Source organism: Pseudoalteromonas sp. SR41-7 (assembly GCF_014163935.1).
In the GTDB taxonomy this organism is placed as follows: domain Bacteria; phylum Pseudomonadota; class Gammaproteobacteria; order Enterobacterales; family Alteromonadaceae; genus Pseudoalteromonas; species Pseudoalteromonas distincta.
Genome location: NZ_JACJEF010000001.1, coordinates 395054 through 409559, shown reverse-complemented (window position 1 = coordinate 409559; position 14506 = coordinate 395054). Strand labels below are relative to the sequence as shown.

Genomic DNA, 14506 nt, shown 5'->3' with positions numbered 1-14506 from the left:
AAGCGGTGCTATGCATCCCTTGGTAAGCCTTTTTCTACAATTCTAATTAACCTAGCTGTTTTACGAATTTGTAATCGTTGTTTATCGTTTTGCTGAGCAAGTGCCCATTCAATATGTTCTAAAACAAGTTCGCTGCATATTTGGCTTTTATCTTGTAGGGCATTAATAATAGCGGGGCTGAACTCTGCATTACCTAAACCAACTGCTAAATTACGTAACCAACGTTCGTGGCCAATGCGACGAATAGGGCTGCCTTCGGTGTTTTTTAAAAATGTAGGCTCATCCCAAGCAAACAGCTCAAGTAAATCTTTATCTTTTAATTGAGTGCGAGGATGAAAATCATTTTCGTCAGTTATTTGTCCATAACGATTCCAAGGACATACCAACTGGCAATCATCACAACCATAAACACGATTGCCTAATAAAGTTCGGTACTGCTCTGGTATTGGCCCTTGGTGTTCTATGGTTAAATACGATATACATTTACGTGCATCAACAACGTAGGGCTCTACAATTGCACCTGTTGGGCAAAGAGTAATACAAGCAACGCATTTTCCGCAGCCTTCAAAGGTGTTTTCTGCATCAATTGGTAGAGGTAAATCAATAAATAGCTCGCCTAAAAAAAACCATGATCCTGCTTCTTGGTTTATTAATAACGAATGCTTACCACGCCACCCTAAACCGGCTTTTTCGGCAAGTTGACGCTCAAGTACAGGGGCTGAATCTACAAAGGGTCTAAAGCCATACTCGCCAACTTCTTGCTCTATTTTTTGGCCGAGTTTTTTTAAACGATTACGCATTAATTTATGGTAATCACGACCTAATGCATAGCGGCTTATATATGCTTTTTCTTTATTTTTTAAGGTTTTTGCAAAGCCAGCATCGGGAGGCAGATAATTCATTTTTACGGATATAACACGCTGTGTACCAGGCACTAATTCAGCAGGGCGGGCGCGTTTCATACCGTGGGCAGCCATATAATCCATCGAGCCGTGGTAGCCTGCATCAAGCCAACGTTGCAATTGGGCTTCGTGCTTAGATAAGTCAATATCAGTAATGCCCACTTCGCTAAAGCCAAGCTCTTGCCCCCAGGTTTTTATTTGCAGGGCTAATTTTTCATAGTCTGGGGTAGGGTTGCTCACACGCTTTACACACTTAAATTAATAGCTGCGTAATTTACCATATTTCTCTGAGCCCGAAAACGCTTCTTAGTGCACAAAGCGCTTTAACTGTTGTTGGGTTTGTAAGCTTAGCTGTTGAGATTGCTCGCTATCGGCTAATGCCGTATCTATTTGTTGTTTAGCTTGCTCCCCTAAAGCTACGATTTGCTCTACCGATTGGTGAGTCGTACTTTGGGTGCCCTCAAGCAAATGTACAGCACTGGCTATTTGTTGCAGCTGCTGCTGGTTGTGCTCAAACTCACTAAGCATTTTAGTAAAGCCATCACAGGTTGCACTAATTGAACTTTGTGCGTTATTAGAGTGAGTCATTAATTGCTCAGACTCTTTATTTGTCTCGTTTACCAAATCATTCATCTGATTTATAAAGTCGCTAATCTGCCTAGTTGCGCCACTTACCTTTATTGAAAGCGTGCGTACTTCGTCTGCAACTACGGCAAATCCTCTGCCTGCTTCACCCGCTCTAGCTGCTTCTATTGCGGCGTTGAGGGCTAACAAATTAGTTTGATCAGAAAACTCTTCAACCATTTTTAAAATACTACGAATGTTTTCACTGTTCTCTTTTAGTCCCGCAATTGTATTTGAAAAGCTACCTAGCATATTAGTAATAAGTTTTACCTGCTCTACTAAAGCAGCGAGTTCTGACGCAGATAGTTTTACAAAGTTAAGGTGTTCATTATTAACGTTATGTACGCTATCTGTATTATTTACTATGTCTTGTAAGCTTTGGGTTATTTGCATACTGGCATTAATAATACTGTGGCTTAACTGTATTTGTTGCTCACTTGATTGCTCAGTATTTTTCATTGATTCAGTGACTTGTGTATTGCTGTGTGCACTCGCTTGAGCACTGTTATATGTTGTGCTGAGTAACTCACTTAAATGGGCAGTAAATATATTGTATTGTGAACTTAAATCTTTAAATTCGTCATACGAAAAGTGGGGAAGTTTTGCTGCTAAATTTGCATCTTGTTGGTTTATTTCTATCAAAGTATCGCGCATAGCAGTAACAGGGCGAACAATTAAAAAACGCATATAAAAAAGAGTAAAAATAAAACCAGATATAATCACAAGCGTAAGCAGCCAAAATAGCCCTGTACTTTGCTGTTGTTCGCTTAAACTCTGATGCAGCCAAAATAACGTAATTGCTTGGAACAATAATACAAAACTTAAATTACCGACTATTTTACGGGTTAACGTAAAAAAGAATGTTTGCTCTATATAGTTATAAATTTTCATGAAACCACTCATTATGCTCAAGCCCTACGATTGTTATTTAAGTGAGGGGAATGTAAGTTAGCCTTTTTGTAACGACAACAAGTAAGCTTTGGTTCGCGCTGGGTAATTTGTAAAAATTCCGTCTATGCCATACTCAAGCATTAGCGCTATATCTTCTTCCCTATCGACTGTATAAGCATAAATCTTTAGGCCTCTTTTTTTTGCATCCTCTGCAAAGGCCTTATTTATAAAGGTTTTATCTGCATGTACGCTATAAGCGTTTAAATCACTAGCAAACTTTGCATAGTTAATTGGAATAGAAGAAGTAAGGGCGCCTATTTTAAGCCATGGTAGCTTGTTTTTAAGCCACTGTAGTTGATGATGATCAAACGATGATACTAAAATATTGGTTTTCGATATTTTTTTAGCTTCAATGTTTTGTTCTAATAGAGCCACAAACCTTTCTAGTGCAAACGTGTGTTTAAGCTCAATATTTAATAAAGATTTATTGTTATTCCAATCAAACAGCTGCTGAAGAGTAGGAATTTTTTCACCATTTCCAGCATCAAGCTTAGAGAGCTCATGAGCGGTAAAGTTACTCACCCTGCCTTTACCGCTGGTGGTTCTATCAAGCCATGAATCGTGTATTACCATGTAATCATCGAAGGAACTTTGAATATCTACTTCAATACCATCAACACCTACTTTTAACGCTTCTAAAATAGCGCTTTTGGTGTTTTCAGGAAAATCCCCACTGGCACCACGGTGTGCAAATACTTTCATTGTCGAGCCTTTTTAGTGATTGACCACGTTTCAAAACAAGCGGCACTCACTATGAGTGCTCCACCAACTAACGTCATAACAGTAGGACGTTCATGAATAATTACTATAGCCAGTATGGTGCCATAAAGTGGCTGCAAGCAAGAAATTAACCCCGCAGTTGCCGCTGATAAATGCTTTAAACTTGCTGCAAATAACGAGTGCGGTGTAGCTGTAAATATAACACCCGCTACAGCAATTAAAATCAGGTCATGATTACTAACCTCATACACTGGTACTTCTATAAATGCACACAACATAATGCTTGCCACTAAGGTTTGATAAAACATCGTTTGCGGCCCGCCATATTGGCTAAAGTAGCGCTTATGAGTAATGTTTCTTATTGAAAAAAACAATGCTGATATCACACCTGTTATTACACCTAGGGTTACATCATCGCCCAAGTTTGCACTTGGTACTAATAAGTAAATACCTAAAACAACCACCGCTGCACTTATTATATCTTTTGCTTTTGGCCTGCTTTTATTAAATAAGGGTTCTAAAAACACCGTCATTACGGGGTAGCTAAAAAATGCCAGCATTCCAATAGTTATACCGGCCATTTGCATACCAGCAAAATAGGTAACCCAGTGAATACCCACCGCAACACCTAAAAATAACGCAATAAGATAGTCTTTAGGTTTGTTGAGTTTAATTTGTTTTTTTTGAAAATAAAGCATGGCTAAAATAGCCATTCCTGCAATTGCAGTTCTGTAAACGGTAATATCTAAAGCATTTAAACCAATAAGTTTGGCAAATAGAGCGGTCCCGCCAAAAAGTAATACCGCTATGTGTAAATAAATTAAACTTTGTTGCTGAGGCTGCATTTAGTTTCCTTGTTGTACTTTTTGAATATATTAACATTGCTTAAAAATTCTTAAGATGAATTTTTTACCGCATGACAAAAGTCATTAAAGTTGATGACACTTCACACTCTTATTATTTTTGTATGTGGGCATAGTTACCTTACTCAACAGGAGGTAATTATGAATTCTTTAATTTTAATCAGCTTAACTATTAATGAAGTGCTAGAGGCGTTAAGTTTTACTATTACGTACGCAGATTGCTTTATGCTGGTATGCATTTTTATGTTATTTATATTTATTAATAAAAATAGTGCTATAAGTAAAAATAATATGCCAGAGGTATTAGTATGAGCTCGTTAAGCAGCTTTTCTCAACAAAGCGATAAAGGTTTTTGGAAATATGGACATTTAATTTTTACCGGCTTTTATTTACTCCCGCTAATAATTAATTTTTCGAGCTTTACAGTTAACCAAATTGTTATGTCTTTAGCCTTCTATATTGCTTTTATTCTTTTGTATGTAAAAGCAATAAACTGTAAAAGCGCAGGGGTGACTAAGTTATTTGTAGCCATGCTCTTAATTTGTTTTTGCGCTACTTTTTACACCACAGGTACGCCTACTTTATTTGGTTTCGTAGCCTATATAGCAGGCTACTCTTACAGCTACCGTCAAAGAATTTATGCTGCGATCGCAATTATATTCACGGTTTTATTAAGCACATATATTGGAGATATAGGTAAGGTTCAATACTTTTTAGGCGTTGCTTTGATTCTATGCGCCACATTATTTAGTTACGGTATTGCAGCAAAAAGAGAAAGCTTATACAAAAAGCGCGAACAAGAAAGCGCTAACCAACTAGAGCAATTAGCAGCTATTGCAGAGCGAGAACGAATAGCTCGCGACTTGCATGATATTTTAGGTCATTCACTTTCATCTATTGCTTTAAAAGCTGAGCTTGCTAATAAATTAAACCAAGGAGAGCGCTACGCTCAAGCAAATAGCGAAATTGCACAAGTGGCCGATTTGGCAAGGCAGTTACTTAGCGATGTAAGAAGCGCCGTAAGTGATTTAAAACAGCTTAATCTTGTCAGCCAAGTAGCACAGTTAAAGCAAAGGTTAATAGAGCAAGGATTTAACGTTTCATTTAATGTGGTTTTAAATGCTCTGCCCGCTAAAGTAGAGGGTATAGCAGGCCTTGTAATTAAAGAGGCAGTTACTAACTTATTACGCCATAGCAATACAAAAAATTGCGAAATAAATATAGAACAAACAGCGCAGCAGTTACTTATAACCGTAATTGACCATGGTCCGTGCAGTACATTGAATTCGGGCAATGGCCTAAATGGTATTAAAGAGCGAGCAGAGCAACTAAATGGCAGTGCAGTATTTGCCTGTGGCGATAATTTTACTTTAAAAGTAGTGCTTCCAATTACAGCTAAGGATTTATAATGATCAGAGTATATTTAGTGGAAGATCAGGCGCTTGTACGCGACGCAGTAGCAGCATTGTTAGGGCTTGATTTTAATATTGAGATTATTGGTCAAGCAAGTAACGGGCAAGATGCACTTAATGCAATTGAGGCGCTTGATAGTGATTTGCATCCCGATATAATTTTAACCGATATAGAAATGCCAACCATGAATGGTATAGAGCTTAGCGAAAAAATAGCCGCTAAATTTCCTGCTATAAAAATGGTTATTATGACTACATTTTCTCGTGCGGGTTATATTAGGCGAGCGCTTACGACTGGCGTTAAAGGTTTTATTTTAAAAGAAGCACCAAGTGAAGAGTTAATAAATGCGCTTAAAAAAGTAATGCAGGGACAAAAGGTAATTGACCCAGAGCTTGCTATTAATGCATTAGACGACGCAGATCCACTTACGGATAAAGAACGAAAAGCCCTTAAACTTGCAAGCGATGGCCTTAAAACAAGCAACATAGCCAAGCAGTTATTTATTAGCGAAGGGACTACGCGTAACTACCTATCGGATGCCATTGCAAAATTAAACGCTACTAACCGCATAGATGCTGCGCGTATAGCTAAACAAAAAGGGTGGCTTTAATTAGTGGGTTTATAAATTATAAGCAAAGTATTACTATGATATGTAAAAGTAACGAACAGCGCTTAAAATTGGCTTAAAAAGCGCTAAAAGAGGTTTTAATGGCAAATTTAATAGAACTAACAACTAAAAATAATATCGCTATACTCACCATGAATACTGCTGAAAACCGCCACAACCCAGCGTTTTTGGCTGAGTTTAATTTACACCTAGACCACATTGAAGCAGAACAAAATATTAAGTCAGTTATTTTAACGTCTTCAAGTGATAAAAACTGGTCATTGGGTATCGACCTTCAATGGATGTCTAATCCAAGTATTTTACCTGCAGCAATTTCAGACTTTATGATTCAAATAAGTGACTTATTTAAACGTATAGTTACTTTTCCTATGCCTATTATTGCTGCGTTAAACGGGCATACCTATGGTAATGGTTCTGTACTTGCGTGTGCGTGCGACTTTAGATTTATGAAATCAGACAAAGGCTTTTTTTGTTTTCCTGAAGTGGATGTAATGGTGCCGTTTGTTCCATCGATGTTTCCTATAATTAATAAAGCAATTTCGCAAACATTCTTTAATCGCCTAGCTATGTCAGGAGAGCGGGTTGGTGCACAGCAGTTGCTAGAGAACAAAGTAGTTGAAGCTGTGTTTGCAAATAACGACGAACTACAAGCGGGTGTACTTGAGTTTGCCCAGCAGTTTAATAAAAATCGTTGGATTTACGCTCAAAATAAAACACAAATGAATAAGCAGATTTTACTTACGATGAAAGAAGAAGACCCAAGCTTTATTGATAATATAAGTAAACTGCTGTGGAAAAACCTACAAAAAAAATAGTATAGGTTTTAGCATTGCTACGAGATGACTAAACACTTTGCAGTTAAGGGATCGTTAAGCCCCATTGCGCTAGATTTTTAAACTATACAGCAAGGTAAAAGTGCTTTCTTAAAAGTTTAATAGCTTTTACCTGTCTCATTATAACTATATGGGTTAAAATACCTACATAACCAACTAACAAGATAGTGAATGTCAAACCAAGATCCAAATCTCAGTCGAGAACAAGAAAAGTACGAAAACCCAGTCCCTAGTCGTGAGTTTATACTTACTCACCTTCAAGAGCGTTCAAAGCCTGCTAACTACGCGCAATTATGTGAAGAACTAGCAGTAAACGATGACGAACGCCAAATAGCATTTAAACGCCGCCTTCGCGCTATGGAGCGTGACGGACAGCTGTATTTCAATAAATTTAAATGCTACGCCCTAATTGACGAAGCCGGTTTAACCAAAGGCAAAGTAATAGGCCACAGAGACGGTTTCGGCTTTTTAGAAGTTGAAGGCGAGAGTAAAGATTGGTTTATTGCTAAGCACCAAATGAATATGGTGTTACATGGCGACATTGTACTAGCTAAAGGCACTAAACGTGGTTCTGGCTCAAAATGCGATGCACGTATTATAAAAGTGCTTACTAACGAGCGCGCGCCAATTGTTGGCCGTTACTTTGTTGAGCACGGTGTTGCTGTTGTAGTCGCTGAAGACCCGCGCATAACGCAAGATATAATGATTTTACCAGGCAACGAAAACGGTGCCCGCCATAACCAAATGGTGCAGGTTAAAATTACGCAAAATCCAAGCCGTAACATGAACGCGGTAGGTAAAGTTATAGATGTACTTGGTGAGCATTTAGCCCCAGGTATGGAAATTGAAGTTGCACTGCGCAATCACGATATTCCACATGTATGGCCAGAAGAAGTTGAAGCACAAGTTGCTCACCTAGGTGAATTTGTTGAAGAAGCTGACAAAAAAGGTCGCGTAGATTTACGTGATTTACCACTTGTAACTATTGATGGCGAAGATGCACGCGACTTTGATGACGCCGTATATTGTGAACCTAAAAAATCAGGTGGCTGGCGCTTATGGGTTGCCATTGCTGATGTATCGCATTACGTAGGAATGAACACGCCGCTTAACAAAGAAGCAATTTTGCGTGGTAACTCAGTGTATTTCCCTGAGCAAGTAATTCCGATGCTACCAAAAGTGCTTTCTAACGGATTATGTTCGCTTAATCCAAAAGTAGATCGCTTATGTATGGTTGCCGAAATGACCGTGTCGAGTGCGGGTAAACTTTCGGGTTATAAGTTTTACGAAGCGATAATGAACTCGCATGCACGTTTAACTTACACCAAAGTAAATGCCATTTTACAAAACGACGAAAAACTACGCGAAGAATACTCAGCCGTTGTGCCACATTTAACTGATTTACAGCAAATGTACATGGCACTTAAAGCTGCACGCCAAGACCGTGGTGCCATAGAGTTTGAAACCCTAGAAACACGTTTTGTATTTAACGCTCAGCGTAAAATAGAATCAATAGTGCCTGTTATTCGTAACGACGCGCACAAACTCATTGAAGAATGTATGATTTTAGCCAACGTATCAGCGGCTAAAATTCTTGAAAAGCACGAAGCAAGCGCGCTTTATCGTGTGCATGACGAACCAGACCAAGAAAAACTAGGTAACTTTACTAAGTTTTTAGGCGAGTTAGGTATTGAAAGTACATTAAGCGACGAGCCAACACCAAAAGAAATAACGCAAGTATTAGCGCGACTAGGTGACCGCCCAGAAGCTGAACTTATTCAAACTATGTTACTGCGTTCAATGAAACAAGCTGTATATCAGCCAGATAACATTGGTCACTTTGGTTTAGCGTTATCGGCTTACGCGCATTTTACATCGCCAATACGTCGTTACCCAGATTTAGTAGTGCATCGTGCTATTAAAGCAGTAATAAAAGCACAAGGTCAGCAAACGTCTGGCGAATACGCTTATACCGACGATGAAGTTGATCAACTAGGTGAGCAGTGTTCTACAACAGAGCGTCGTGCTGACGATGCAACTCGCGAAGTAGCTGATTGGCTTAAATGTGAGTTTATGCAAGACCATGTAGGTGAAGAGTTTGATGGTGTTATTTCATCGGTTACCAATTTTGGTTTGTTTATTCGTTTAGACGATTTACAAATTGATGGGCTTATTCACGTTACTAATTTAGGCGACGAGTTTTTTGCGCATGATGCTGCAAAACACACCCTAATAGGTGAGCACTCTCACAAAATTTATCGCCTTGGCGATAAAGTAACAGTAAAAGTTGCGTCGGTTAGTTTAGACGATCGCCGTATAAACTTAACGCTTAAAGGCGATGTTGCACAAGACAGATACTCACGTCGTCGTGCACCAAAAAAAGGTTCAGGTAAGTCTGAGCATGCGCCAGCAAGTGTGCGTTCGCAATTAAAAGCAGGCAAAGTACCAGGTAAAAAGTCGCACAGCGATGACAAACCAAAAGGTAAAAAAAAGCCAGCAAATAAAGATAAAGGCAAGCCTGCAAATAAGTCTGCAACAAAACCTGCAGATAAAAAAGCAGCAGACTCTGCCGTAAAGAAAAAACCAAAGAAGAAGGCCGTTAAAAAGCCTAAAAGAGCAGGCAAAAATGCCCGCAAACGTACTAGCCCAGGAGCAGACAATACGTGAGTAATGAATTAATTTTTGGCTTTCATTCTGTTGAAGCAATTTTAGAAAGCGAACCAGAGCGCTTTGTAGAAATTTACGCCCTTAAAGGTCGTGACGACAAACGCTCAACTCCGATTATTGATGAAGCACGTAAATTTGGTATTTCAGTACAGTTTATGCAGCGTAAAGCCCTTGATAGCAAATCAAAAGGTGAGCAGCATCAAGGTATTATTGCTAACGTAAAAGCAGCGCCAACGTTTAATGAAAAAGATCTTGATGCGATAATCGCTCGTGAAGACACACCGTTTTTACTTGTGCTTGATGGTATTACCGATCCGCATAACTTAGGCGCATGCCTACGTAGTGCAGACGCGGCAGGTGTCCACGCTGTGATTGTACCTAAAGATAAGTCGGCTAAGCTTAACGGTACTGCACGTAAAGTGGCCTGTGGTGCAGCCGAAACAGTACCGCTTATTCAAGTGACTAACCTTGCACGTACGCTTCGCGAAATTAAAGATGCAGGCGTATGGGTTGTAGGTACCGCTGGCGAAACTGATAATCACGTATTTGATGCAAGCTTAACAGGGCCAATGGCTATTGTTATGGGCGCAGAAGGCGAGGGCATGCGACGCTTAACGCGTGAGCATTGCGATATGCTCGTTAAAATCCCAATGGCGGGTACTGTTTCAAGCTTAAACGTATCGGTAGCCACGGGTATTTGTTTGTTTGAAGTATTACGCCAACGTAACGCAAATAACTAATATATAAAACGATAAGTTTTATGTATTAAAAAGCCGAGATTGAAATTCAATCTCGGCTTTTTTGTGTCTGTAATTTACGCTTTTAATTTTATATCAATTGATACTCTATTATAGCGATAGGAAAATAACTCTATAGCAAGACAAAAATAACGAAATATAGTTGTTCTTATATGAGTTATTTTTAACGCTGCTAGAGAGCTATTTAACTCGTTAGAATGAGTAAGTGTAGCCCATCTGTACAGTCCTCGGCTTACCTGGCTGAATGCCACCGTTTGAACGGTTAGCAACGTATGTTTTATCAAACAAGTTATCAACGCTTAGGTATACTTTTTGATTTTCATCGATTAAGTATTTAGCAGCTAAATCCCATACTACGCGGCTATCAATTGCGTTTAAGCCCGCCTCAGTTAAGTTAGCATGCGCATCAGATACGTAACGTATTTGGCTGTTAACTACAAACGCAGAAAACTCAGCACCTAACGATAACGCTACTTGGTTTTCTGGTACGTAAGGCATTGCATCGCCTTTTTCTACCGCGCCCCAAATTTCTGAATCAAAATCGTTTTTAAACTCAGAGTCTGTGTAGGTATACGTTAATTTAACTGGGAACATAGCTGTATCAGTTGCAAACGTACGTGCTGCACTAAATTCAAAACCCGCTACTTCTACTTCACCGTAGTTGTATTGGTCGCCAATGTTGTCGTCGCTACAACCAACCGCTGCAGTACAGTTACCGTGCATGTTGTCGTAGTCTGAGTAAAAGGCAATTACTTCACCGCTAAAGCCATCCATATTAAAGCGAGAGCCAAACTCAATGTTTACACTTTCTTCTTCTTCTTGGTCAGCATTACCAGGTGCTGCTGGTGCATACCCTTTTTGAATGCCCGCAAGTAGCGTTACGTTTTCGTTAAGCGTGTAAGTAGCACCTAGTGACGGCACTAAAATTTCAGTGTCGTTCGACACATCTTTAGTTAAACCGTTGCTGCGTGTTGGATCTGATTTAGACCACTCTTCACGCGTAATAGTAATGTCTTCATAACGAAGGCCTGCACTTACTACTAATGCATCAATTGTCCACTCGTCTTGAATAAACAAGGTGCTTGCTTCTGCGCTATCTACGCGGTTGCTGTCTGAGCCCGGAACGCCTTGCTCTGTAAGTGTTAAGCTTAGGTCTTGATTAAGTGTGTATTGGTCTTCCCACTGAAAACGATCCATTTCGTCTTCGTGGTAACGTACGCCAACAGTCACATAGTGATCGCCTGCAGGAATATGTAATTCAGACTGAATACCTTTAGCTTGGTAGTCGCGGTTATTAGCTTTAACGCCAATACCTTCAATACCTTCGCTTGTAGGGTTTGCTTCAAAATCGCTGTACTGCTCAAGAGTACTTAAGCCTACGCTGCTGGCTTTATACCAGTTACGATGAAAATCGTTTAAGTAAGCCGTAGCTAAAAACTCATAGCCATCACCAAAACGGTACGCGTAGTTAAGTTGGTATGCGTTGTGGCGCGTATTCATTTCATCGTTTTGCGATGCAGCATAACGACGGTAAGGACTTTCTTGATAGTCTTCGTCAGTTAAGCCCATGTATGTTTCGTCTGATGTTTCGTCAGAGTACTTAATTTTTAGCTCAAGATTATGCGCATCGTTTTGACCAAACGTATGGCCAAACTTTAATAGTAAATCTGTTTTTTCAAAGCCGGTGTTGTCATTGCCTACTGGCAGCTCTTTAAAGCCGTCTGCGCCGTAAGTAAATACTTCAATTAAACCCGCTGTGTTATTTTTTTCTTTACCAAAGTAAGCGTGGCCTTTGTAGTAACCGTCGCTACCAAGGGCTGCATCTACCATACCTTTTGAGCTATTTGGCTCAGTTGGTAAACTGCGCGAAAGTAAGTTTAAAACACCACCTGTAGTACGCGGGCCGTACTTAACTGAGGCTGCGCCTTTTAATACTTCAATAGATTCCATACGACCCATAGTAGGGAAGTAGTATGCAGAAGGTGCTGAATATGGTGCTGGTGCAACTAATACACCGTCTTCCATTACTGATATTTTATCGTTACGGCCAGTACCTGTACCGCGCATACCAATATTAGGACGAAGGCCATAACCGTCTTCTTCTTGCACGTAAACGCCCGGAACAGACGCTAAAACGCGAGAAATATCGGTAAACTGGAATTTTTGAAGATCTTCTTCAGAAATAAACGTAGCCGAACCAGGAATATCGTTAATTGCTTGCTGAGAGCCAATAACAGTAATTTGTTCAAAGCGTTGTTCTTTATTGCTGGTGTCTTTTGCTATTGCAGTAGCACTAAAAGACAAAGCAACCGCAGTTGCTAAAGTAGATACTAAAAACTTAGGGTTCATTGTGTTCCTAATCATGTCAATTATCTTAATTGGCGCAATTTGAACACGTTAACGAATACGAATCAATGTTATTAACTATTTAATTATTCAGTTTAATAGAACTAAAAACACCTGCTTATGCAACTTAATTAACTAAATTGTTTCTTTTGTATTATTTTGTAATTGCTTTACTAGCTATAAAGGCTGAACGAATTATATGTGCTACGTAAGCGCTAGCCCAAGCGTAGAGCTATAAATTCAGCGAGTTTATCTACCGCATTTTCCGACTCACCCGAACTTTTAACCAAACTAATACCAATATTACCAAGAGCTGGTAAATGCTTGGTTTGAACCTGATAGTTAAGCTCACTCGGTACTGTACTTTTGGCAAGTACCGTAATACCTAAGCCTTCTTTTAATGCAGCAATAAGGCCGGTTAAATCGGCGTTGCTATAAACTATTCGGTATTTAATGCCTGCACTTTTTAATGCATCAGTAGCACGGCGACGATAAATACATCCCTCTGGTGCGGTAACTAGGGTAACCACCTCATTATGCGCAAGTGACAGGTCGCCCACCCACACTAGTTCGTCTTGCATAAAAATAGGAAACTTATCAGAGTTGAGTCGCTCATTTAGCGCAAGTACTAAATCAAACTGATCTTGGCGAGAAGCCGAAAGCAAATGCTTACTTAAACGCGACTTAACCTCTAACGACACCTCAGGGTAGAGCGCCACAAAGTCGCCAATAATTGAGGGTAAAATACGCGCTGCAAATTCGCTCGGAATACCCAAGCGCACTTTACCTGCAATGTTTTCTGAGGTGAACTGCTGCAAAATAGCATCGTTGTGTTGCATCATTTGTTTTGCCATAGGCAATAATAGCTCGCCGTACTGGTTTAATACTTGGCGCTGCCCTTGTTTTTTAAATAGTTTATAGCCAAGCACGTCTTCTAAGCGCTTGATTTGCAAACTTACAGCAGGTTGCGACAGGCCAAGTAAATCGCCTGCTTTAGCAAAGCCACCTATTTCAACTACCATTACAAAAGTACGTAAACCGTCTGTTGATATGTTTTTCATATTTAAAATTACAATTTATATAGCCATATATATAAGTATTATTTATCAATTGATAAATAATTACAATTTGTTGTTGATAGACGTGGGCAATATACTTTTGTAATCGAAAATACACAGGTGTCTGTTATGACTTTTAACCCAATAATGTTTGCCCGCCACAGCAACGCAAGTAGTGCGGTTACTAACGCTTTGCAAACTAACAACAATCACGTTGTAATGGATTTTAGCGGAACCGAAACCAGTGTATTTTTAAGCACTATTTTAGGCCTTGATTTAACTAAGCTTACCGCCAGCGGTTTAGGCTTAAAAGGCACGCTTGATGGCGACTATAATTCTGACTACAGTTTTGCTGTTTATTACTTTAGCGAAACCGCCTTTAGATTCGTACTACCACACAACGCAAGCCTTCAACTACAAGCGCTTATAAACGAGCAGCAATTACGTTTTGATATTGATTATGTAGTACGCACCGACCTAGCAAGCTTTATTTTAAGTGGCGACAACGCATTTGATACCCTAGTTAATGCTTTTAAATTAACACCAGGTTTGCGCCTTTCTGACGCGCAACTTTGCTACGGTGCACAAAGCGGTGATGTATTTATTACCGCCATTGATAAAAACGACGAACAACACTTTGTATTAGTAGCTAAACAACAAGAATTACAAAAATGGCAAAGCTACATGCAAGCGCAAGGCTTTGCACTTATGCATAGTGAAGCCGCATAACGAATAAAAACAAC

13 protein-coding genes are annotated in these 14506 nt (G+C 39.5%); 7 read left to right on the top strand and 6 right to left on the bottom strand.

What is annotated here, in order from left to right; all coding sequences use genetic code 11:
* Positions 1-8: 8 nt before the first annotated feature.
* The 4 genes from queG to H5092_RS01835 all read right to left on the bottom strand — a co-directional run bounded on the left by queG (position 9) and on the right by H5092_RS01835 (position 4042).
* A complete protein-coding gene (gene queG, locus H5092_RS01850) occupies positions 9-1142 on the bottom strand; it encodes a tRNA epoxyqueuosine(34) reductase QueG (protein WP_182732800.1) in 1134 nt (377 codons plus the stop codon).
* A gap of 66 nt (positions 1143-1208) precedes the next feature.
* Positions 1209-2429 carry a methyl-accepting chemotaxis protein gene (locus H5092_RS01845; protein ID WP_182715725.1) on the bottom strand — a complete coding sequence of 407 codons (1221 nt, stop codon included), beginning with the start codon at positions 2427-2429 and terminating at the stop codon, positions 1209-1211.
* A 45-nt stretch (positions 2430-2474) separates the two neighbouring features.
* Positions 2475-3179, bottom strand: coding sequence for a glycerophosphodiester phosphodiesterase family protein (locus tag H5092_RS01840; protein WP_182694311.1), 705 nt, complete (start codon positions 3177-3179; stop codon positions 2475-2477).
* Positions 3176-4042: a DMT family transporter gene (locus H5092_RS01835; protein WP_024594632.1), complete on the bottom strand. Its 867-nt coding sequence runs from the start codon at positions 4040-4042 to the stop codon at positions 3176-3178. The genes H5092_RS01840 and H5092_RS01835 overlap by 4 nt, the downstream gene beginning before the upstream one ends.
* A gap of 159 nt (positions 4043-4201) precedes the next feature.
* Between H5092_RS01835 and H5092_RS01830 the strand changes: the two genes are divergently transcribed.
* The 6 genes from H5092_RS01830 (at position 4202) to rlmB (ending at position 10341) form a co-directional block, all read left to right on the top strand.
* A complete protein-coding gene (locus tag H5092_RS01830) occupies positions 4202-4372 on the top strand; it encodes a hypothetical protein (RefSeq protein WP_164487629.1) in 171 nt (56 codons plus the stop codon).
* Positions 4369-5469 carry a sensor histidine kinase gene (locus H5092_RS01825; protein ID WP_182732799.1) on the top strand — a complete coding sequence of 367 codons (1101 nt, stop codon included), beginning with the start codon at positions 4369-4371 and terminating at the stop codon, positions 5467-5469. The genes H5092_RS01830 and H5092_RS01825 overlap by 4 nt, the downstream gene beginning before the upstream one ends.
* Positions 5469-6083 carry a DNA-binding response regulator gene (locus tag H5092_RS01820; protein ID WP_182732798.1) on the top strand — a complete coding sequence of 205 codons (615 nt, stop codon included), beginning with the start codon at positions 5469-5471 and terminating at the stop codon, positions 6081-6083. Before H5092_RS01825 ends, H5092_RS01820 begins: the two co-directional genes overlap by 1 nt.
* Positions 6084-6181: 98 nt before the next feature.
* Positions 6182-6916, top strand: coding sequence for an enoyl-CoA hydratase/isomerase family protein (locus H5092_RS01815; protein WP_002958021.1), 735 nt, complete (start codon positions 6182-6184; stop codon positions 6914-6916).
* A 189-nt stretch (positions 6917-7105) separates the two neighbouring features.
* On the top strand, positions 7106-9601 hold the full coding sequence (gene rnr, locus H5092_RS01810) for a ribonuclease R (protein WP_182719874.1): 2496 nt from the start codon (positions 7106-7108) through the stop codon (positions 9599-9601).
* Positions 9598-10341, top strand: coding sequence for a 23S rRNA (guanosine(2251)-2'-O)-methyltransferase RlmB (gene rlmB / locus H5092_RS01805; protein WP_002958023.1), 744 nt, complete (start codon positions 9598-9600; stop codon positions 10339-10341). Before rnr ends, rlmB begins: the two co-directional genes overlap by 4 nt.
* 210 nt (positions 10342-10551) lie before the next feature.
* Here rlmB and H5092_RS01800 read toward each other — a convergent pair whose 3' ends face one another.
* Positions 10552-12708 (bottom strand): TonB-dependent receptor domain-containing protein, encoded by a 2157-nt coding sequence (locus H5092_RS01800; protein WP_182732797.1) that lies wholly within the window; start codon positions 12706-12708, stop codon positions 10552-10554.
* 212 nt (positions 12709-12920) lie between these two features.
* Positions 12921-13766 carry a LysR family transcriptional regulator gene (locus H5092_RS01795; RefSeq protein ID WP_002958025.1) on the bottom strand — a complete coding sequence of 282 codons (846 nt, stop codon included), beginning with the start codon at positions 13764-13766 and terminating at the stop codon, positions 12921-12923.
* A 126-nt stretch (positions 13767-13892) separates the two neighbouring features.
* Between H5092_RS01795 and H5092_RS01790 the strand changes: the two genes are divergently transcribed.
* Positions 13893-14492: a hypothetical protein gene (locus H5092_RS01790; RefSeq protein ID WP_002958026.1), complete on the top strand. Its 600-nt coding sequence runs from the start codon at positions 13893-13895 to the stop codon at positions 14490-14492.
* The last annotated feature ends 14 nt before the right edge of the window (positions 14493-14506 follow it).

Excerpts from the sequence above, each read along its gene's own strand:
- H5092_RS01845 (WP_182715725.1), bottom strand. The coding sequence starts at position 2,429 with ATGAGTGGTTTCATGAAAATTTATAACTATATAGAGCAAACATTCTTT.
- H5092_RS01840 (WP_182694311.1), bottom strand. The coding sequence starts at position 3,179 with ATGAAAGTATTTGCACACCGTGGTGCCAGTGGGGATTTTCCTGAAAAC.
- H5092_RS01835 (WP_024594632.1), bottom strand. The coding sequence starts at position 4,042 with ATGCAGCCTCAGCAACAAAGTTTAATTTATTTACACATAGCGGTATTA.
- H5092_RS01830 (WP_164487629.1), top strand. The coding sequence starts at position 4,202 with ATGAATTCTTTAATTTTAATCAGCTTAACTATTAATGAAGTGCTAGAG.
- H5092_RS01825 (WP_182732799.1), top strand. The coding sequence starts at position 4,369 with ATGAGCTCGTTAAGCAGCTTTTCTCAACAAAGCGATAAAGGTTTTTGG.
- H5092_RS01820 (WP_182732798.1), top strand. The coding sequence starts at position 5,469 with ATGATCAGAGTATATTTAGTGGAAGATCAGGCGCTTGTACGCGACGCA.
- H5092_RS01815 (WP_002958021.1), top strand. The coding sequence starts at position 6,182 with ATGGCAAATTTAATAGAACTAACAACTAAAAATAATATCGCTATACTC.
- rnr (WP_182719874.1), top strand. The coding sequence starts at position 7,106 with ATGTCAAACCAAGATCCAAATCTCAGTCGAGAACAAGAAAAGTACGAA.
- H5092_RS01800 (WP_182732797.1), bottom strand. The coding sequence starts at position 12,708 with ATGAACCCTAAGTTTTTAGTATCTACTTTAGCAACTGCGGTTGCTTTG.
- H5092_RS01795 (WP_002958025.1), bottom strand. The coding sequence starts at position 13,766 with ATGAAAAACATATCAACAGACGGTTTACGTACTTTTGTAATGGTAGTT.
- H5092_RS01790 (WP_002958026.1), top strand. The coding sequence starts at position 13,893 with ATGACTTTTAACCCAATAATGTTTGCCCGCCACAGCAACGCAAGTAGT.